We start from the raw sequence: 20,336 nt of genomic DNA on the forward strand, positions 1-20,336 counted from the left end.
TCACCCGGCTCGGGCGGACCCGAACCGTATCACCTGATGCGCTGGAATCGCCCGTCGGGCAGCAACGCCACCCGCCTTTCGAGTTCCAGCGAAAACAGCATGGCGGAGAGGGTGTCTGCCGTCAAGCCGGTATGTTGCGCGAGCAGGTCGATTCCGACCGGATCGAAGCCCATTGCATCAAGCAGCGCCGAGGCGTCGTCCGTCACGCGTGCGGCGGCGGCCCCGGCCGGTGCGACCTCTGGCTGCAGTTCGGACAGGATGTCGCGCGCGTCATCCACCAGTTTGGCCCCCTGGCGGATCAACTGATGGCAGCCCTTGGACAGCGGCGAGTGGATGGACCCCGGAATCGCGAACACCTCGCGCCCCTGGTCGCCGGCAAGGCGGGCGGTAATGAGCGTACCGCTGCGTGCTGCCGCCTCGACCACCAGCACACCGCGTGACAGGCCGGAAATGATGCGATTGCGGCGCGGAAAGTTCTCCCGGAGCGCCGGTGTGCCGAGCGGAAATTCGGTGACCACCGCACCCTGCGCGGCCACGCGGCGCGCGAGGTCCTGATTGCGCGGTGGGTAGATGCGGTCGGCACCGGTGCCGATTACCGCAATGGTCGAACCCGGACCGTCGAGCGCACCGTTGTGGGCGGCGGCGTCGCAGCCCAGCGCGAGGCCGCTGACGATGGTCAGGCCGCCGCGCGACAGCTCGCGCGCAAATTGTTCGGCTGTCTGCGCGCCCTGCGCGGTGGCGTTGCGCGCGCCGACAATGGCCAGCGCACGCCGGTTAAGCAGCTCGACGCGGCCTTTTACGTACAGCAGCGTCGGCGGGTCGGAAATTTCCAGCAGTGCTTGCGGATACGCGGCGTCTGCCAGTGTCACGAGGTGATTGCCGGGCTGCTGCGCCCAGTCGAGCGTACGGGCAATCGCTGCATCGTCATCGAAGGCGGCCAGCAGGCGGGCCGCCTTGTCGCCGACCGCCGCCGCGATCGCCGGGCCGGATGCCGCGAATACCCGCTCGGGCGGACCGAATGCCGACAGCAGACGGCGTTGCGCCTCCAGCCCGAGTCCGCGTGTCAGCGTGAGCCGCAGCCAGGCTGCGAGCGAAGCATCGGATACGGGCGCCACCGGCGACCGCGCCATCGAGCCGTCGGCGTTCAGGGCTTGCGGACGCGGTCGCCGACGGTGATCGGGCGCTTGGCATCCATCACCAGCGCGTAGGAAATGGTGTCGAACACCCGGAACACGAACACCACGCCCGAACGTTCATCCGGCATCTGGAACGTGTTGATCTGCTGGTCGCGGCGCTCTGTGACCTGCTTGCCGGCGACAAAGGCGGCGAACACGTGGCCGACCTCCACACCATCGTTCGCGCCGCGGTTCAGCAGCACGACGTTGTGACGTCCGGCCGACGCTACGCCACCGACGATGCGTGCCACGCTGCCTTCGATATCCTTCTCGGGGGCACGCGGCACGTAGGCGACCAGTTCAGCCGGTGGCGCCGGCATCAAGCGGTCGCCCTTGCCCATTTCGAACTGCGCTTTCTCGACTTCGAAAGTCGCCGGGTCGCCCTCGCGCGTCAGCCGCGCATCGCCGAGGTATTCGGCCTCGAAGCCGAGCACGGCCTTGGTCTCGGGATCGCGGATCGGGGCAGCCGGTCGATAGACATGCCACAGCGACGAGCTGTCGGTCACGCCGGTCACGTAGGCCACATCGCCCGCGCTGAGGTACACACGGCCTTCCTGCGTGCCGACGATGCGCGGCGCCGTTTCGTTGAAACCGGCTTCGACCGCAATCGGCCGGGTCAGGAAGGGTTCGATGGCCTTGTGCGGAATCGAGGCAATCGGCTCGGGCACCGCTTCTTCGTAGGTCCTGGGCGACAGTTTGACCGGCTGACCGACGCGCAGGCGAGGCGAACCGTTGAAATCTTCCAGATAGACGATCTGCCCGGGGTAGATCAGGTGCGGGTTGCGGATCTGTTCGCGATTCATCCGCCAGACTTCGGGCCAGCGCCACGGCTCCTTCAGGAACAGGCCGGCAATGCCCCACAGCGTGTCGCCCGGCTTGACGACATGGCGATCAGGCGCGTTGCTGGCCATTGCGGGCGCACGGTCTGACTGGGCGAAGGCGGTCGCGCTTGAAAGGGCGACCAGCAGGGAGCATATAATCTTGCGCATGTTGTGGCCTCGCACTGGCGGATGCCGGTAGCACAACGGTTACGGACGGATGGTCGCCGCGTTTCGTGTTGCACCGCCGGAACCCGGCCGGGGGTTTGCCTCTCGATATTGGTTCAAGCGTTTGCTACGGCAGCGTGTGCGGCGACTTGAGCCACGCACGTCCTGGTTCCGCCGCCGGAAATCATGGCTTGCATCATGGATTGCGGCGCGCGGAGCCTGACGGCAGGCAAGGCTCAGGCCATCGGCATGCATCAGTGTAGCAAGCTGCTTCAACTAATGACAGTCTGCATGAAAATTCACTGCTAATCCATTAAATCAGCACGACTTTTATGGCACTACTCCCGATACTGAAGTTTCCCGATCCCCGTCTGCGCAAGAAGGCGTCGCCGGTGCACGCGGTCGATGAAAGCACCCGCAGACTGGCCGCCGACATGGCGGAAACGATGTATGCCGCACCCGGAATCGGACTGGCCGCGACCCAAGTCGATGTGCACAAGCAGGTCATCGTGATCGATATCAGTGAGGACAAGACCGGGCTGATCACGCTGATCAACCCGCGCATCGTCGAGCGCGACGGCGAGCAGGTGTATGAGGAAGGCTGTCTGTCGGTGCCCGGCATCTACGAAAAGGTGACGCGCTCGGAGCACATCCGGGTGATCACGCTGTCGCTCGACGGCGTCGAGCACGAGATCGAGGCACACGGCCTGCTTGCCGTGTGCATCCAGCACGAAATGGATCACCTGCAGGGCAAGGTGTTCGTCGACCACCTGTCGCTACTGAAGCAGACCCGCATCAAGAACCGCATCGCGAAGCAGGCCCGCGAAAGCGCCTGATGTCCTCATTCACTCCCACGGCCCGGCCGCGCATCGCGTTTGCCGGCACACCGGAATTCGCCGCCCGTGCGCTCGACGCGCTGATCGGTTTCGATTGCGACATCCCGCTCGTGCTGACCCAGCCTGACCGGCCGTCCGGCCGCGGCATGAAGCTCACGCCCGGTCCGGTCAAGGCACGCGCCCTGGCACACGGTCTGACGGTGGCCCAGCCCGATACGCTGAAAACGCCGGAACTGCGCGCGCCGCTGGCGGAGGCCGCGCCCGACCTGCTGGTGGTCGTCGCCTACGGCCTGCTGCTGCCGCGCGCCGTGCTCGATCTCCCGCGCCTCGGCTGCATCAACATCCACGCGTCGCTGCTGCCGCGCTGGCGCGGCGCTGCGCCGATACAGCGCGCCATTGAAGCGGGCGACGCCCGGACCGGCATCACGTTGATGCAGATGGACATCGGCCTCGATACCGGCCCGATGCTGGCCGAATGCGCGGTCGACATCACGGACACCGACAGTGCCGCCTCGCTGCACGACCGGCTGGCCGAAGCCGGCGCGCGGCTGCTGATCGACACCTTGCCTGACCTGCTGGCCGGCCGCATCACGCCGCGCGCGCAGCCGGAGGCGGGCGCCTGCTACGCCGCCAAGATCAGCAAGCACGAAGCGGCACTCGACTTTCGTCGTCCGGCGCTCGAACTGGGTCGCAGGCTGCGCGCCTTCGATCCCTTCCCCGGCGGGCTGATGACGGTGGAGGCCACGCCGATCAAGCTGTGGCGGGCCGAGGTGCTCGCGGAACCGGGCGCACCCGGCCTGATCAGCCGGGTCGATGATCATGGCGTGGTGATCGGCTGCGGCGAAGGATCGCTGTGCGTCACCGAACTGCAGAAGGCCGGCGGGCGCAGGCTGCCGGTCGCCGAATTCCTGCGCGGCCATCCTCTGGCGCCCGGCCAGCAGGCGCAACTTCCGGACTGAATACCTGACGTCGCGTGCGCGGCACGCTTGAATTTTCGGCTATGTGCGCAATCTATAGCGCGTCCGATTTTCACTGACGGGAAAGCACAATGTTTGGCAACTGGCTGAAAACCTCGATCCTGATGGCCGGCATCGTCGCGCTGTTCGGTGTCGTCGGCGCGGCCATCGGCGGGCAGCAGGGCATGCTGCTGGCGCTCCTGTTCGGCGGCGCAATGAATGTGTGGGCGTACTGGTTTTCCGACAAGATGGTGCTGCGCATGTACAACGCGCGCGAAGTCGACGCCGCCTCGTCGCCCTATCTGTACAACATGGTGGCCGAACTGGCGCAGCGGGCCGGACTGCCGATGCCGCGCGTCTACCTCATCGACGAAGCACAACCGAATGCCTTCGCAACCGGCCGCAATCCGGAGAACGCGGCCGTGGCGGCGACCACCGGCATCGTCCGCATGCTGTCCGCGCGCGAGCTGCGCGGCGTGATGGCGCACGAACTGGCGCACGTGAAGAACCGCGACATCCTGATCTCGACCATTTCGGCCACGGTGTCCGGCGCGATTTCGGCGCTGGCGCAGTTCGGCATGCTGTTTGGCGGCAGCCGCGATGCGGAAGGCCGCCCGGCCAATCCGGTGGTCGGCATCATTGTTGCCCTGCTGGCGCCGATTGCTGCCATGCTGATCCAGATGGCGATCTCGCGCACACGCGAGTTCGGGGCCGACCGGGGTGGTGCGGAAATATCGGATGATCCGCATGCATTGGCCGACGCCCTCACTAAAATAGACGCTTTCGCGCGGGGTATCCCCATGGCGACCGCCGAAGCGCACCCGGAGACCGGCCAGATGATGATCATGAATCCCCTTTCGGGCGGCGGCCTGCGCGGCCTGTTCAGCACGCACCCGGCAACGGCGGAACGCGTGGCACGCCTGCTCGCGCTGGCCCGCTGACATGGATCGCGACTGGCGCCCTGACGGCAATGCGCGCAACGTGCTTGGCGGGCCGCTCGAGCCCTGTTCGTTCAAGCCGCTGACCGGGTTTTTCCGCGACGGCTGCTGCAACACCGACGACAACGATCTGGGCTCACACACGGTGTGTGCGGTGATGACCGACGATTTCCTCGTGTTTTCCCGCGCCCGCGGCAACGACCTGTCGACGCCGCGTCCGGAGTACGACTTCCCGGGCCTGCAGGCGGGCGACCGCTGGTGCCTGTGCGCAGCACGCTGGCGCGAAGCCTTTGATGCCGGTCAGGCACCGCAAGTGATTCTGGTCGCCACGCACGAGGCTGCGTTGCGCTATGTTCCGATCGAAGCGCTGCGCCAGCACGCCTGGGCGGGTTGATCATCCGGTTCGCCCCTGATTCCGGACGCACTCCGGAGCGGGTCACGACCCGGATTTTTCCGGTGCCCCTACCTTGAATTCCGCCTCTTCCGCCGGCCAGCCGGTCGCCGCCGATTCACTGGCTGCAGCCCTGCTTGGCGCAGCCCACGCCGTGGCTGCCGTGCTCAAGGGTGATGCGCTGGACGACGCGTTCAGCCGCACGCCCGACGCACTGTCGACCAATACCGCCGCCGTGCGCGACCTGGCCTACCAGTGTCTGCGCGCGCACGCCGCCATCGAGGCCCGGCTCGCCGTGCTGGTGCCCAAGCCGTTGCGCGAGCTCGACCGGCGTGCATTGCTGCTGGTCGCGCTGTGCCGTCTCGAGGCGCGACCCGACAGTGCGCACACCACGGTCAGCCAGGCGGTCGACGCGGCGCGCACGCTCGGTGGTGACCGCTACGGCGGGCTGATGAATGCGGTGCTGCGCAGCGCGCAGCGGCGCGGCGCCGAACTCGACGCCGCCGCATCCGGTGACGATGCAGCGCGCCTGCAGCACCCGCGCTGGTGGCTTGACCGGCTGCGCCGCGATCACCCGAATCACTGGCAGGACATCGCGCAGCAGGGCAACAACCATCCGCCGATGGCGCTGCGCGTCAATCGCCGGCGCGCCTCCGTGGATGAGGTACAGGCCCGCCTGGCGGCCGAAGACATCGCGACCACCCGGCACGGCGACACGGGCCTGCTGCTTGAAAAGCCCTGCCCGGTCGCCCGCCTGCCGGGCTTCGCCGAAGGCTTGATGTCGGTGCAGGATCTCGGTGCCCAGCGCGCCGCCGGGCTGCTCGACGTGCGTGCCGGGCAGCGCGTGCTCGATGCCTGCGCAGCGCCCGGCGGCAAGGCATCGCATCTGCTGGAATGCGCCGACATCGAACTGCTGGCACTCGACCACAGCGCGCCGCGCGCGCAGCGCATCAGCGAAAACTTCGCGCGGCTGGGGCTGACCGGCCAGGTGCAGATCGGCGACGCCGCGGCGGTCGACGCGTGGTGGGACGGCCGTCCGTTCGAGCGCATCCTGGCTGACGTGCCGTGCAGCGCGTCCGGTGTCGTGCGGCGGCATCCGGACGCGAAGTGGTTGCGCCGGCCGGACGACATTGCCCGTTTCGCCAGGCAGCAGCGCGCCATCCTGGACAGCCTTTGGCGCGTGCTGGCGCCCGGTGGTAAATTGCTTTACGCCACCTGTTCGGTCTTCCGCGCGGAAAACCACAAGCAGGTCGCTGCCTTCGTGACCCGCCATGCCGACTGCCAACGCCTGAGCCCATGCGGCGCATTCGATCTGCAACTGCTGCCGGACGCCGAGCATGACGGGTTCTACTACGCCCTGCTGCAGAAAACCCCCGGTGTCTGAACGCCCGCCGCTCTGGCCGGGCGTCTGGCGCGTCGTCGTGGCCTGCCTGCTGGCGGTCTGCCTGGCGATGCCCGGCCACGTCGCGGCGGACGTTGAAATGCGCGACGTGCGGCTCGATCACGGCGACGAGGGCTATCAGCTGTCCACCGACATCGGCGTCACGCTGTCGCCGCGACTGGCCGAAGCGGTCATGCGCGGCGTGGCACTGTACTTCGTGCTCGAATTCGAAATCAGCCGGCCACGCTGGTACTGGCTCGATGAAGAGGTGGTCGAGCGCGCGTTGACCTATCGCCTGAGCTATCACGCACTGACCCAGCAGTACCGGGTATCCACCGGCGCGCTGCACCAGGGCTTCGACACGCTCGACGAAGCGCTCAAGCTGATCGGCCGACTGCGCAGCTGGCCGGTGATCGACTCGGCACGCCTGAAGCCCGGCGGCAACTACGTCGCCGCATTGCGCCTGCGGCTCGATGTGACGCAACTGCCCAAACCGTTCCAGCTCAGCGCGATGAGCAACCGTGACTGGACGCTTGAATCCGAATGGCAGCGCTGGGGCTTCACCGCGCAGCAGGCGGTGCCGCGATGAGGAACTTCATCTTCGCCAGCGCCGCGCTCAGTGGCGTGCTGCTGCTGCTGCTGTCGCTGGCCAGCGAAAACACCGCGCTGTTTGCGCGCAGCTACCCGTTGCTGCTCGGCCTGAATGTTGCCGTGGCGCTCGGTCTGCTCGGTCTGGTGACGTGGCTGGTGGCGCACCTGCTGCGCGAACACCGCGCCGCCGTGTTCGGCTCGCGCCTGAAGCTGCGCCTGTTCGCGGCGTTTGCCGCACTGGCGGTGGCGCCGGGCGCGCTGATCTACGTGCTGTCGGTGAATTTCGTGTCGCGTTCCGTCGATTCGTGGTTCAACGTGCGCATCGAACAGGCACTCGAAGGCGGCCTCATCCTCGGGCGCAACACACTCGACTACCTGTCAGCCGACCTGCTTGAAAAGGCCCGCACGATGGCGCGCGACCTGTCCGACACACCGCCGCTCAAACGCAGCGCACGGCTCGACGTGCTGCGCGAACAGGCCGGTGTGGCCAGTGCAACGCTGATTTCGCCGCAGGGGCAGGTGGTCACGACCAGCTCGGCGGCCACCCAGCTCGTGCCGGCATTGCCGTCGCCGTCGCAGCTGCGGCGGGCGCGCCAGGGCATGGGCCTGACCACGGTGGACACCGACAGCAATGACGGCCTGACCGTGCGTGCGCTGGTATTCATCGGCGGCGCAACGCTGGCATCCGACGCCCCGGTGCTGCAGTTGCTCCAGCCGCTGCCGGCCTCGCTCGCGCTGAACGCGGAAGCGGTGCAGAGCGCCTATCGCGACTATCAGGAACTGTCGCTGGCGCGCGCCGGGCTCAAGCGGATTTTCGCGCTGACGCTGACGCTGGCACTGTTGCTTGCGCTGCTGTCGGCGCTGGCCGTGGCTTTCGTGATCAGCCGGCGCATGTCGGCGCCGCTGTCCATCCTGGCGCGCGGTACCGATGCCGTGATGCAGGGCGACTTCAGCCCGATTCCGGCGCTCGCCACGCGCGACGAACTGGGCACGCTGACCCAGTCCTTCCGCCGCATGACCGAACAGCTCAACGATGCGCGCGCGCAGGCCGAGCGCAGCCGCAGCGAAACCGAGGCGGCACGCACCTACCTCGAAGGCGTGCTCGGCAACCTGTCGACCGGTGTGCTGGCGTTCAGCCCGTCCACCCGGCTGCGCGCCGCCAACCAGGGCGCGCTGGCCATCCTGGATGACCGGCTCGAAGGCTGGGAAGACATTGCGCTGGCTCAGTGGCCGCGCCATCCGGAGTTGCGCGACACCATCCTGGCGGCCATCGACGAGGGGCAGGAGTCATGGAGCCGGCAGATCGATATCGCCGATCCGGTCGGCCCGGGCAAGACGCTGCTGCTGCGCGGCTCGCAGCTGCCGCAGGCCGGCGGCGGCGGTTTCGTCGTGGTGTTCGACAACATCACGCAGCTGATCGCGGCGCAACGCAGCGCCGCATGGGGCGAGGTGGCGCGCCGGCTGGCGCACGAGATCAAGAATCCGCTGACGCCGATCCAGCTGTCGGCCGAGCGGCTGCAGTTCAAGCTGTCCGACAAGCTCGACGAGGACGGCCAGCGCCTGCTGGCGCGCGCGACTTCGACCATCGTCGATCAGGTCGAGGCAATGAAGAACATGGTCAATTCCTTCCGCGACTATGCGCGCCTGCCGCAGCCGGTGCTGACGTCGCTTGACCTGAACCGGCTGGTGGACGAAGTGCTCGGCCTGTACGAAAACTCGACGCCGCGCATCGAACGGCAGCTGGCAAACGATCTGCCGCACATCAGCGGCGACGCCGGCCAGCTGCGACAGGTCATCCACAACCTGCTGCAAAATGCGCAGGACGCCTCGGCCGATGCCGGCGCCCCGCAGATCAGCGTACATACGCGTCGCCGCGGCAATCGCGTCGAACTGTCGGTGCGCGACAACGGCCACGGCTTTCCGGCCCAGGTGCTGGCGCGCGCGTTCGAACCCTATGTCACGTCGAAAGCACGTGGCACAGGCCTGGGGCTGGCCATCGTGAAGAAGATCGTGGATGAGCACGATGGTCGGATCGAAATCGAAAACATCGCGCCGCAAGGCGCTGAAATCCGCATTGCGCTGCCGCTGGCAGCCTGAAAGTCAGGAAAACATGGCTCGCATACTGGTGGTCGACGACGAGATGGGCATCCGGGAGTTGCTGTCCGAAATCCTGCGGGACGAAGGGCACGACGTGACACTGGCAGAGAATGCGGCTGCCGCACGCAGTGCGCGGCTCGCCGCACGACCCGATCTGGTGCTGCTGGACATCTGGATGCCCGACACCGACGGCATCACGCTGTTGAAGGAATGGGCCTCGGGCGGGCAGCTGACGATGCCGGTCATCATGATGTCCGGTCACGGCACCATCGATTCGGCGGTCGAGGCGACACGCATCGGCGCGCTCGACTTCCTCGAAAAGCCGATCGCACTGGCCAAGCTGCTGTCCAGCGTGAAGCGCGCGCTGATCCGCAGTGCGCCGGCCGAACAGCGCCCGGCCGCACCTTCGCTGGCCGGCATCACGCGCGGTGGTCCGCTGCGCGACCTGCGCCGCCGGCTGGAACAGATGGCCAGCCGCTCGCGCATCATCATGCTGCGCTGCGGGCCGTCGAGCTTCGCCGAACTGGCCGCGCGCACGCTGGCGGTGCCGGGACGGCGCTGGATCGAACTGGCCGGCATCCCGGGCGCCATCACGCAGGAACAGCTCGACGCGGCGCGCGGCGGCGTGATCCACGCGGGCGACATCGGCACGCTGTCGCGCATGCAGCAGAAGAACCTCGCCTTCGCGGTCGACCGGCTGGAGCGGCTCGACGCGAAACTGATCGCCAGCTGTGCCCAGCAGCCGGCGGAGCTGCAGGCGGCTGGCTGGGACGATGCCGTGCTGTCGCGGCTGTTCGACGTCGTGCTGCCGCTGCCGACGCTGGCCGAGCTGCGCGACGAAATCGGCGATCTGGCCGACGACGTGCTCAAACACATGGCGGACGCGGGCGAAATTCCGGTGCGCGCGCTGGCCGAGTCGGCCCGCCCGTTGCTGCGCCAGCACCCGTGGCCGGGCGGTTACGCAGAACTGGTGTCGGCGCTGCGCTCGGCCGCGCTGGCCACCCTCGACGACGATCTGGACGCGAGCGCGCTGCGCGCGCTGCTGCGCCCGGCCGGCAACGCGGCACTGCCCGGCCTGAACCAGCCGTTGCGCGATGCGCGCGAGGCGTTCGAGCGGCTGTACTTCGAACACCACATGGAACGCGAAGGCGGCAACATGACCCGGCTGGCCGAGCGCTCCGGGCTGGAGCGCACCCACCTGTACCGCAAGCTCAAACAGCTCGGGCTGCCGGTCGGCCGGCGCACCGAGCATCAGGAGTGAAATACGGGGCTGAACGGCACGCGTGAGCCGCAGGACCGAACCGGAAGCCCGGGCAGAATCGGCCCGGGCGCCGTCAGGCGCGCTGGCGGAACGTCAGGTAATACACCCCGGCGACCAGGATGCTGCCGCCGACGATGTTGCCCAGCGTCGCCGCGACCAGATTGCCGGCCAGCCCGGCCGCGGTCAGGCCGGACAGATCGACGCCTGCCGGCAGCACGCCGTTGGCGTGCAGCAGCATGCCCATCGGAATGAAATACATGTTGGCGATGCAGTGTTCGAAGCCGGCGGCGACGAAGGCCGACACCGGAAACACGATGGCCAGCACCTTGTCGGTCACGCTGCGCCCGGCGGTCGCCAGCCAGACCGCGAGGCAGACCAGGGCGTTGCACAGGATGCCCTTCACGAACACGACCAGGAAAGGCGTCGCCGTTTTGGCCGCCGCCACCTTCACATAGGTTTCGGCCACCGCGCCACCGTTCATGTCGCCGTGATGCGACAGGAACACCAGTGCCACCATGCCCAGCGCGCCGACCGCATTCGCCACATAGACAATGGCCCAGTTGCGCGCCAGCAGGCTGAACGGGATGCGCCCTTCGGCCCAGGCCATGACCAGGAAATTGTTGCCGGTGAACAACTCGGCGCCGGCCACGGCAACCAGGATGAGGCCGAGCGAGAAGGCCAGCCCGCCGAGCACACGGGTCAGCGCAAAACCGAGCGAGGCATCGCTGGCCACCAGCGTGAAATACAGCGCACCGAAGCCGATGAAGGCGCCGGCCAGCACACCGAGCATGAACATCGTGCGTACCGGCAGGTTGGCTTTGACGATGCCGATGTTCTCGACCTTCTCGGCAATCTCCTTCGGCGAGTAGAGATCGATCCCCAGATTGCTGGCCATGCCTGCTCCTTGTCGGTTTTGTGTGCGGAACCCGTCTCGCGCGGGCAGGCCGACAGTGTAGGATGCTGTCCGTGACGCCGGTAGATAGCCGGCCCCGCGGCAGCCCACCAGTTCGCTCGCCGCGTGGAACATGCACCACAGAAGTCAGCCAGACGCACAGTGCCGGTGAGCAATCCGCCCGCCGGCCCGCGCACCCGCCGGACCACCCGTCACGGCCAAGCGTCGCACGAAAACCCCTGACCGGCCTTCTCCGCAGCGCTGCGGAGCAGCACCGGCTTTCGGGTTCAACGCCCTCTCTTGACATTGACGGAGTACGACCATGAGAACCCGCCTCACCCTGACGCTCGACGACGCGCGGCAGATTGCGGCCGCGGCGGAAGCCGAAGCCCTGAAACGCAACTGGCCCGTCACCATCGCCATCGTCGACGACGGCGGCAACCTGATGTGGCTGCAGCGCCTTGACGGTGCGCCGCCGATGAGCACCCAGATCGCACCCGAGAAGGCCCGCACCTGCGCACTGGCGCGCAAGCCGAGCAAGGCGATCGAGGACGTGGTCAATAGCGGTCGTCTGGCCGCATTGCGCATGCCGGTGCTGCCGCTGGAAGGCGGCGAAATGATCATCGTGGACGGCGAATGCGTCGGCGGAGTCGGCGTATCGGGCGTGAAGTCCAGCGAGGATGCCATCGTCGCCCGCACCGGTATCTCGGCCATCGGCGCAAGCTGGGAACTGCCGATCTGACGAGCCCTGTGGGTGCGGACCTTGCCGGAGCGGCGCCCCAGATTTACGCCATGCCGTAAACGCAGGGCCGTGGGAGCGACGTCCCCGTCGCGATCAGTGCGGTGACCATCACCGTGCGCAGTGCGCATCGCGGCGAGGGCGGAGCGGGGGTTCAGGCGAGCACTGCTCGCCGCCGCCTGCTCGCCGCCAGCACTGGCCGCAGCTCAGCGGCCGAACAGCCCTTTCAGCTTGTCGCCGACCTGTTCCTGCACCTTGTCACGGGCTTTTTCCTGCAGTTTCTGGCTCTGTTGTTCGACCGCCTTTCTGGCGGCGCCCTTCACCAGATCGCCGAACTCGATCTTGTAGTCGAGGCTGGCGAATGGTCCGTACAGGCGCACCGGCACCGTCACGCCCCTGAGCTCGTCTGCCGCGCGGCCGTCCTGTCCCTTGCTGGTCGCGGCCAGCGTCACGCGCGCGAGGTAATCCACACTTTCGTCCGGCAGATTGACGGTCCCGGCGCCGGCCAGCCGCAGAAAGGGCGAACTGGCCGTCAGATCCGAATTGCGGGCGATGCCGTCGTCGATGCGGAAGCTGGCGCTGAGCGCTGAAAAGTCGGTCTTTTCGGTGGCACTGGCCTGCTGAACGGTGGCGCCGCCGCCCAGTTTCGCCTTCGCTTCGCGCAGGCTTTTTGCCAGATTGATGCCGCGGATGGCGCCGTCGCGCAGCTTCAGCGAGGCACTGCCACCGAGCGCACGTTTCAGGGCACCGACCGTCGTACCCGCCGTCGCGACATCCAGCATGACCGTGCCGCGCCCTTCGAGCAGGTCCTTGCCGGCGGCGTCGCGGATCAGCGGATGCACGTCGACATCCGACAGCGTCTGCTTGAGCGCGATGCGGTTGCCATCGGCATTCAGGCTGAGCGCTCCGCTGGCAGCGCCCTGATACAGCGCGGCCGAGTAGGGCGACACCTCCAGCTTGCCGTTCGCCGCCTTCACGTTCAGCGTCATCTTTGTCATTTTCACGCCGGCCAGTTGCAGCGCACCGATGCGCACGCTGCCGCTGGCATTGATGCCGCGCAGCGCGGACAGGTCGACCGGGGTGTCGTCCGGGTTGCCGGCGGCGGGTCCGGCCGCTGCGGGCGGGCGATAACGATCGAGATCGAGCTGGTCGATGTCGACATCGAAGGTCAGCGCCAGCGGTTGCAGACGGGTCGCGGCGAGCTTGAGCAGGATGTGGCTGTCGTCGAGCTGCGTGTCGAGATCAAGCGCTGCGGTCTGCGCCTTGAGGTCTGCGCGCGCAGAGCCCTTGACCGGAAGCTTGACGCTTTTCATCGGCAACGAGGGGTATGCGATGTCGATCGAGCCGTCCAGCGCCGACAGCTCGCCGGACGGCCCGTCCAGTTGAATGTTCAGAGGCGAGGCGAGGGCGGCCTTGACGGTGGCGGTGTCCAGACGGGCGTCCAGCGCCAGCGTCAGTCCGTCGACCCGGATCGCCTGCGCGTTGCCTTCGATGCCCTTGAGCTGCAACTTGATGTCCGCCATGCGGGCGCTCGAATCGATCTTCGCAGTCAGGCCGATTTCGTCGCTGCGGGCGCCGCCGGCATCGAGTTGCAGCGCAGGCGCGGCCAGTTTCGCCGACAGCGCTTCGCCGGCCCGCGTGGCGGACAGGTCAAGCGCCAGCTTCCGGATGTCGATGCGGCCATCGGCGCCGGCTTCGAGCCGATCCGAGGTCAGCGCGGCACGCAGATCCGTCAGGTCGAACAGCGTGCCGTCCATCGTCGCGCTCAGCGCTTCAAGCGCGAAGCGCTGCGCCGGCAGGTCATAGTCGTAGCCGGCGGCCAGCACGATGCGCGCGTCGGCCGTCGGCTGCGCCGACGACCAGCGCGCCGCCATGTCGAGCCTGCCGCGCGCTGCATTCGACAGCTTGCCGACCGACAGTTCGATGTCGTCCAGCGTGTGCGCCGCACCGCTGCCCTCGTCGCGGAAAGCGAGCGCCGAACGCGACAGCTTCAGCCCCGCGATATCGAAGCGGACCGGCGAGCTCTCGTCCTTCTCGGCCGAGAGCAGGTCTTCGAAGTTGAACGAGCCGTCCTTGTACCGGATCAGCGTGACGCTCGCCCCCTCGACCCGGATTTCATCGACCACCAGCGACCCCGACAGCAGCGGCAGCACGGCGACGGATACGCGCGCACCGTCGATGGCCGCAAAACGCTCGGTCGAATTGTGTTCGGACAACGCGGTGCGGCCCAGCTTGAGGCCGAGGTTCGGGTAGAAGGACAGGTCGACATCGCCTTCGATGTCCAGCGTGCGCTGCTTCTGTTCGAGCACGACCCGCCTGAGTTCTTCCTTCACGCGGACGGCATCGAAGGTGATCGCCACGTACAGCACGGCCGCAGCGAGCAGCGCAGCGACGCCGCCGAGCGCGAAAGCGGCAAGCTTGAGTATCTTCATGCCTTCTCCATACGAAACAGACCGGCTGATGACACGTGCCGCGTTGCCGGACGGTGCTCGATCCGGCTGACGCATGCGGCACGGTGGCTGGCGAGCGTATCAGAGATGGCGGAAGGCAGCCCGGACCGGCGGCACGCCGGCCGTGTGCTATCTTCCTCGCCGCCGGAAGTCACCGGTTCGCGCGCGCCGCCTGCGCGCGAATGGCACCCATATCAACAAGGAGATCAGCATGAGCTTCGTTTCGGAATTCAAGGCGTTCGCCATGAAGGGCAATGTCGTCGACCTCGCGGTGGGCGTCATCATCGGCGCAGCCTTCGGCAAGATCGTTGACTCGATCGTCGCCGACCTGATCATGCCCATCGTGGGTGCGATATTCGGTGGCCTGGATTTCAGCCAGTTCTTCATCGTGCTCAAGGACATTCCGCCCGGTGTGCCGGAAACGCTGGCCGACCTGAAGAAGGCGGGCGTACCGGTGTTCGCCTGGGGCAGCTTCCTGACGATCGCGCTGAACTTCCTCATTCTTGCCTTCATCATCTTCATCATGGTGAAGCAGATCAACCGGCTCAAGCGTGAAGAGGCGGCCGCACCGGCGGCGGCACCGGCGGAGCCGCCCGAAGAGGTCGTGCTGCTGCGCCAGATCCGCGACTCGCTGTCGAAGTAGTCCGCACCGCACACAACAAAAAAGGAGCCGATGGCTCCTTTTTTGTTGTCGGTCCGCGAGCGGTGCAGCTCAGTCGACCGCTTCGCCCTCGGTCGGACGGGTATCGCTCGACACCCGCTCCAGCCGGTAACCATAGTTGTAGGTCGACGCCAGTCGATAACCATTCTCCGGACGCAGGGCGAGCTTGGAGCGCACGCGCGACATGTGGGTATCGACGGTGCGTGTCGGCACATCGCCCTTGCGGCCCCACAACGATTCCAGCAGGTGGCCGCGCGACACCAGGCGACCGACGTTGCGGAACAGGAATACGGCCAGTTCGAACTCGCGTTCGGTCAGGTCGACCACCTCGTTGTGCAGGCGAGCCGTGTGCGAATTCAGATCGAAATGGTAGGGCTCGGCTTCGACCACCGGCTGGTCTGCCGGCGGGCGGCTGCGGCGCAGCACGGCTTCGATCCGGGTCAGCAGTTCCAGGCGTCGCGCCGGCTTGACGATGTAGTCGTCGGCGCCCGCTGCCAGCGCGGTGACGATGTCGTTCTCGTCCTGCCGCGCCGTCACGAAAATGACCGGTGTCTGCAGCTGGCGCTCGTTGCGCAGCCAGCGCAGCACATCGGCACCCGGCAGGTCGGGCAATTCCCAGTCGATCAGCAGCAGGTCGTAACTTTCACGCACCGCTTCGCGCATCAGGTCACGGGAACGCATGAACACATGCACGTCGTGGCCTGCGGCACGCAGCCAGGTGCCCAGTATTTCAACCTGGACCGGGTCGTCTTCCAGCAAAGCTATTCGGGCAGTCTGCACGGCGGGATCTGTATCCGTAGAAATGAGCGGGTCACACTGGGTTGACGGCAGGCGCATCGCGGACTGAAGGGCCGGAATGCATGATAAATGCCGCGCAAAGCGTGACCGGATACCGCTCAATGAGCATTCGAGTATGCCACAGCGGGGTCAGCAGCCCTTCGCGGCGTCGAAGTGCGCAATCATCCACCGCAGATAGCGCATCGCTGAGGGGTCGCCGGGCGCGGGCGCCCACGGTGCGAGCTCGTCGATATCGAGTGGCCGATAGGGTCCCGACTTGGCTTCGAACATGACCGAGCCCGATTCAAGCGAAACCAGGCTGTGATACTGGCCATGGCCGATATCGATGCCGCAGGCGTCGCCCGCACCCAGCCGGTGCACAGACTGCACGGCGCCCGCGGCGTCGAACAGGATGCAGCCGAAACGGCCGCGCAGACACAGGATGGTTTCATCCTTAGCCGGATCCAGGTGGCGATGCGGCTGGACGTAACTGTCCGGCTCGACGGCATTGAGCAGGCGGTGCGCCGGATGGCCGTCATGCGGATGCAGGTTGTCGTTCATGCGCCGGCGCGGGCTGGCCTGCGCCCGGGCAGTGAGTGCGTCGAGCGCGGCCAGGTCGATCAGGCGGGTGCGCGACGAATGCTCAGGCATAGGTGACGCCGACCGATTCAGGCGGCAGCCAGTCACGCAGCCCGTCGAACAAGGCGTCGTCCAGCCGCACGCGCCACTGGTCGCCAAAATCGAGGGGTGCGATGGCCTGGCCGCTGCTGTAGTGCAGCCGCACCCGGCAGCCGCCTTCGGCGCGGAACGGTTCGAGCAGGCTGCGCAGGCGTGCGCAGGCCGCGCGCGCACCGCCTGCGCCGGCCACTTCGCCATTGACCCGGAGTTCGAGCCGGCGGGCGAAGCGGGCGCGCGCCTCGCCGGCGGTCAGCAGGCTTTCGGCAACCACGCGCATCGAATTGGAGTAGTCGTCGAACTGCGCGCGGCCTTCGATCACCAGCACTTCGTCCTCGCGCAGCTTGTTGCGCGAAGCGTCGAAAAGCTCATTGAACACCGACACCTCGACCTGCGCCGTGCCGTCGTCGAGCACGACGAAAGCCATCTTGCCGCGGCGCGTCATCTGCACACGCGAACTGACGACCAACCCCGCTACCACGGTCGGATCGCGCGACGATTCGAGCTGTGCCAGCTTGCGCCGCGCAAAGCGCGAAAACTCTTGCGCATAGCTGTTGAACGGGTGACCGGACAGATAGAAGCCCAGCGCCTGCTTTTCGTTCTGCAGCTTTTCGCGTTCATTCCACGGCTTGCAACTCACGTACTCGGGGGCGCGTGTGCCGACCCCCGTCGGTGCGTCGTCGAACAGGCCGCCCTGATGCGCGTTGGCGGCCGCCTGTTCGGCCGCTTCCATGGCGAGTGCAACGCTGGACATCAGGATGTTGCGGTCCGGGTCGGCGCCCTCGCGGGTCGCGTCGAAGGCGCCGGCGCGGATCAGCGCCTCGATCGTGCGGCGGTTTACCGTGCGGCGGTCGACGCGCAGGCAGAAGTCGAACAGGTCCTTGAACGGCCCGCCGCCGGTGCGCGCTTCGATGATGGCCGTGACCGCCTGTTCGCCGGTGCCCTTCACCGCACCCAGGCCATAGCGGATTTCGCTGCGCGACACCGGCACGAAGCGGTATTCGGAGCGGTTGATGTCGGGCGGCAGCACGGTCAGCCGGTTTTTCTTCGCGTCGAGGAAGAAAATGTTCACGGTGTCGGTGTTGTCCATGTCGGACGACAGCGACGCCGCCATGAAGGCCGCGCAGTGGTGCGCCTTCAGCCAGGCCGTGTGATAGGTGACGACGGCATAGGCGGCGGTGTGCGACTTGTTGAAGCCGTATTCCGCAAACTTCGTCATCAGGTCGAACAGCTGTTCGGCCAGCGCCGGGTCATAACCCTTGGTGGCGGCACCGGCGGCGATGGTTTCGCGGTGCTTGGCCATTTCCTCCGGCTTCTTCTTGCCCATGGCGCGGCGCAGCATGTCCGCACCGCCAAGCGTGTAGCCGCCGATGATCTGCGAAATCTGCATCACCTGTTCCTGATACACGATGACGCCATAGGTCGGCGACAGGCAGCCTTCGAGATCGGGATGGAAGTAGTCGATCGCCTGCTGACCCTTCTTGCGCAGGATGAAGTCATCGACCATGCCGGAGCCGAGCGGCCCCGGGCGGTACAGCGCGAGCACGGCGATGATGTCCTCGAAACGGTCCGGGGCGAGTTTGGACAGCAGCTTCTTCATGCCTTCCGATTCCAGTTGGAAGATGGCCGTGGTGTTGGCTTCCTTCAGCACCTGGTAGGCGGCCGGATCGGTAAAGGGCAGGCTCAGCAGATCCGGTCGCTCGCCGGTCATGCGCTCGATGTAGTCGACGGCCAGTTCGATGATGGTGAGGTTGCGCAGGCCCAGAAAGTCGAACTTCACCAGACCGATGGCTTCGACGTCGTCCTTGTCGAACTGGCTGACCGGCGCCGCGTCGTCGCCGTCCTGCTGGTACAGCGGACAGAAATCGGTCAGCTTGCCGGGCGCGATCAGCACGCCGCCGGCGTGCATGCCGACATTGCGCGCCAGCCCCTCCAGCGGCTCGGCCAGGCGCAGCAGTTCGCGCACTTCCTCCTCGTTCTGCTCCCGCTCGGCCAGCTGCGGCGCCTGTTCGCGCGCCTCGGCCAGCGACAGCGGCTTGTTCTGCACCACCGGAATCAGCTTCGACAGCTGGTCGCAGAAGTTGTAGCCCATGTCGAGCACGCGGCCGACGTCGCGGATGACCGCACGCGACGCCATCGTGCCGTAGGTGGCGATCTGGCTCACTGCGTCGGCACCGTACTTCTGGCGCACATACTCGATCACCATCCAGCGCTTGTCCTGGCAGAAGTCGACGTCGAAGTCGGGCATCGACACCCGTTCCGGATTCAGGAAGCGTTCGAACAGCAGTGCATAGGCCAGCGGATCGAGATCGGTGATGCCCAGCGAGTAGGCGACCAGCGAGCCGGCCCCCGAGCCGCGACCCGGCCCGACCGGCACGCCGTTCTTCTTGGCCCAGTTGATGAAGTCGGCCACGATCAGGAAGTAGCCGGGGAAGCCCATCTGGATGATGGTGTCGCACTCGAACCTGAGCCGCGCCTCGTATTCGTCGCGTCTCGCCGCACGCACCGCTTCGTCCGGAAACAGCAGCGCCAGCCGTGTTTCCAGACCGGCCTTCGCCTCGGCGATCATGAAATCGTCGATCGTCATGCCCGGTGGCGTCGGAAACTGTGGCAGATAGTTCTTGCCCAGCGTCAGCGTGAGATTGCAGCGGCGCGCGATCTCGACCGTGTTGTCCAGCGCTTCGGGGATGTCGGCGAACAGTTCGGCCATTTCGGCCGAGGTCTTGAAGTACTGCTGTTCGGTGAAATCGCGCGGCCGGCGCTTGTCGGTCAGCACATAGCCCTGGGCGATGCACACGCGCGCCTCGTGCGCCTTGTAATCGTCCGGCGCCATGAACTGCACCGGGTGTGTGGCCACCACCGGAATGCCGGTTTCGATGGCCAGCGCGCACGCATCGGCCACATACACCTCGGTGTTCGGATGGCCGGCGCGCTGCAGCTCGATGCAGTAATCGCCGTTGAACAGGCGCGACCAGTCGGCCGCCAGCCGGCGCGCCGATTCCATGTTGCCGGCCAGCAGCGCCAGCCCGACGTCTCCCTGCATCGCGCCGGACAGCGCGATCAGGCCGGCTGAGCCGGTGTCGGCCGCCTCGAACCACTCGCGCCGGATTTCGGCCCGGCCACGGTGCTTGTTTTCCAGATAGGCGCGGGTCAGCAGGCGGCACAGCGTGCCGTAGCCCTCGCGGTTGCGCGCCAGCAGCAGCAGTCGGTACGGCTTGTCGCGTTCGGCTTCATTGGTGATGAAGACATCCACCGCCGCAATCGGCTTCACGCCCTTGCTGCGAGCGGCCTTGTAGAACTTCACCAGGCCGAACACATTGGTCAGATCGGAAATCGCCAGCGCCGGCATGCGGTCCTGCGCGGCCGCCTTGACGGCCGCGTCCAGCGTGACGATGCCGTCGACAATCGAAAATTCGCTGTGTACGCGAAGATGGACGAAAGCGGTGCTGCCGGTTGGCGAGGCTGATGTTGCTGCGGGGCTGATGTCGTTCATGTGGCCGATTTTACGTCGGACCGCAGGTGCGGCATCG

17 protein-coding genes are annotated in these 20,336 nt (G+C 66.8%); 10 read left to right on the top strand and 7 right to left on the bottom strand.

Annotation, left to right across the window (positions count from 1 at the left end; translation table 11 throughout):
• Nucleotides 1-29: 29 nt before the first annotated feature.
• Nucleotides 30-1,130 (bottom strand): DNA-processing protein DprA, encoded by a 1,101-nt coding sequence (dprA, locus tag Q8Q80_RS02760; RefSeq protein WP_305631463.1) that lies wholly within the window; start codon nucleotides 1,128-1,130, stop codon nucleotides 30-32.
• 14 nt (nucleotides 1,131-1,144) lie between these two features.
• On the bottom strand, nucleotides 1,145-2,164 hold the full coding sequence (locus Q8Q80_RS02765) for a LysM peptidoglycan-binding domain-containing protein (RefSeq protein WP_305631464.1): 1,020 nt from the start codon (nucleotides 2,162-2,164) through the stop codon (nucleotides 1,145-1,147).
• Nucleotides 2,165-2,493: 329 nt separating this feature from the next.
• Here Q8Q80_RS02765 and def point away from each other — a divergent pair, with 329 nt between their 5' ends.
• From def to Q8Q80_RS02805, 8 genes are all read left to right on the top strand, one after another.
• The gene (gene def / locus Q8Q80_RS02770; RefSeq protein WP_305631465.1) at nucleotides 2,494-2,997 is read left to right on the top strand and encodes a peptide deformylase; all 504 of its coding nucleotides are present in this window, start codon (nucleotides 2,494-2,496) and stop codon (nucleotides 2,995-2,997) included.
• Nucleotides 2,997-3,956, top strand: coding sequence for a methionyl-tRNA formyltransferase (gene fmt / locus Q8Q80_RS02775; protein ID WP_305631466.1), 960 nt, complete (start codon nucleotides 2,997-2,999; stop codon nucleotides 3,954-3,956). Before def ends, fmt begins: the two co-directional genes overlap by 1 nt.
• Before the next feature lie 89 nt (nucleotides 3,957-4,045).
• Entirely contained in the window at nucleotides 4,046-4,894 is an 849-nt protein-coding gene (htpX, locus tag Q8Q80_RS02780) for a zinc metalloprotease HtpX (protein ID WP_305631467.1), read from the top strand.
• 1 nt (nucleotide 4,895) lies between these two features.
• Entirely contained in the window at nucleotides 4,896-5,285 is a 390-nt protein-coding gene (locus Q8Q80_RS02785) for a DUF2237 family protein (protein ID WP_305631468.1), read from the top strand.
• Nucleotides 5,286-5,403: 118 nt separating this feature from the next.
• Nucleotides 5,404-6,666 carry a 16S rRNA (cytosine(967)-C(5))-methyltransferase RsmB gene (gene rsmB, locus Q8Q80_RS02790; protein ID WP_371132685.1) on the top strand — a complete coding sequence of 421 codons (1,263 nt, stop codon included), beginning with the start codon at nucleotides 5,404-5,406 and terminating at the stop codon, nucleotides 6,664-6,666.
• On the top strand, nucleotides 6,659-7,252 hold the full coding sequence (locus Q8Q80_RS02795; RefSeq protein ID WP_305631469.1) for a DUF4390 domain-containing protein: 594 nt from the start codon (nucleotides 6,659-6,661) through the stop codon (nucleotides 7,250-7,252). Before rsmB ends, Q8Q80_RS02795 begins: the two co-directional genes overlap by 8 nt.
• Nucleotides 7,249-9,351 carry an ATP-binding protein gene (locus Q8Q80_RS02800; RefSeq protein WP_305631470.1) on the top strand — a complete coding sequence of 701 codons (2,103 nt, stop codon included), beginning with the start codon at nucleotides 7,249-7,251 and terminating at the stop codon, nucleotides 9,349-9,351. The genes Q8Q80_RS02795 and Q8Q80_RS02800 overlap by 4 nt, the downstream gene beginning before the upstream one ends.
• A 13-nt stretch (nucleotides 9,352-9,364) precedes the next feature.
• The gene (locus Q8Q80_RS02805) at nucleotides 9,365-10,612 is read left to right on the top strand and encodes a sigma-54 dependent transcriptional regulator (protein ID WP_305631471.1); all 1,248 of its coding nucleotides are present in this window, start codon (nucleotides 9,365-9,367) and stop codon (nucleotides 10,610-10,612) included.
• A gap of 73 nt (nucleotides 10,613-10,685) precedes the next feature.
• On the opposite strand, the gene Q8Q80_RS02810 is transcribed toward Q8Q80_RS02805, so the two are convergent.
• Nucleotides 10,686-11,507, bottom strand: coding sequence for a formate/nitrite transporter family protein (locus Q8Q80_RS02810; RefSeq protein ID WP_069038819.1), 822 nt, complete (start codon nucleotides 11,505-11,507; stop codon nucleotides 10,686-10,688).
• A 319-nt stretch (nucleotides 11,508-11,826) separates the two neighbouring features.
• On the opposite strand from Q8Q80_RS02810, the gene Q8Q80_RS02815 reads away from it, so the two are divergent.
• Nucleotides 11,827-12,246, top strand: coding sequence for a heme-binding protein (locus Q8Q80_RS02815; RefSeq protein WP_305631472.1), 420 nt, complete (start codon nucleotides 11,827-11,829; stop codon nucleotides 12,244-12,246).
• A 203-nt stretch (nucleotides 12,247-12,449) separates the two neighbouring features.
• Here Q8Q80_RS02815 and Q8Q80_RS02820 read toward each other — a convergent pair whose 3' ends face one another.
• Nucleotides 12,450-14,675: an AsmA family protein gene (locus Q8Q80_RS02820; protein ID WP_305631473.1), complete on the bottom strand. Its 2,226-nt coding sequence runs from the start codon at nucleotides 14,673-14,675 to the stop codon at nucleotides 12,450-12,452.
• Between the two features lie 229 nt (nucleotides 14,676-14,904).
• Between Q8Q80_RS02820 and mscL the strand changes: the two genes are divergently transcribed.
• The gene (gene mscL, locus Q8Q80_RS02825) at nucleotides 14,905-15,336 is read left to right on the top strand and encodes a large conductance mechanosensitive channel protein MscL (RefSeq protein ID WP_305631474.1); all 432 of its coding nucleotides are present in this window, start codon (nucleotides 14,905-14,907) and stop codon (nucleotides 15,334-15,336) included.
• 69 nt (nucleotides 15,337-15,405) lie between these two features.
• Here mscL and Q8Q80_RS02830 read toward each other — a convergent pair whose 3' ends face one another.
• From Q8Q80_RS02830 to dnaE, 3 genes are all read right to left on the bottom strand, one after another.
• The gene (locus Q8Q80_RS02830) at nucleotides 15,406-16,134 is read right to left on the bottom strand and encodes a response regulator transcription factor (protein WP_305631475.1); all 729 of its coding nucleotides are present in this window, start codon (nucleotides 16,132-16,134) and stop codon (nucleotides 15,406-15,408) included.
• 147 nt (nucleotides 16,135-16,281) lie between these two features.
• Nucleotides 16,282-16,782: a WbuC family cupin fold metalloprotein gene (locus tag Q8Q80_RS02835; protein WP_305631476.1), complete on the bottom strand. Its 501-nt coding sequence runs from the start codon at nucleotides 16,780-16,782 to the stop codon at nucleotides 16,282-16,284.
• Nucleotides 16,775-20,299 (bottom strand): DNA polymerase III subunit alpha, encoded by a 3,525-nt coding sequence (dnaE, locus tag Q8Q80_RS02840; RefSeq protein ID WP_305631477.1) that lies wholly within the window; start codon nucleotides 20,297-20,299, stop codon nucleotides 16,775-16,777. Before dnaE ends, Q8Q80_RS02835 begins: the two co-directional genes overlap by 8 nt.
• Between the last annotated feature and the right edge of the window lie 37 nt (nucleotides 20,300-20,336).

Origin of the sequence: Methyloversatilis sp., assembly GCF_030698125.1 — a bacterium.
In the GTDB taxonomy this organism is placed as follows: domain Bacteria; phylum Pseudomonadota; class Gammaproteobacteria; order Burkholderiales; family Rhodocyclaceae; genus Methyloversatilis.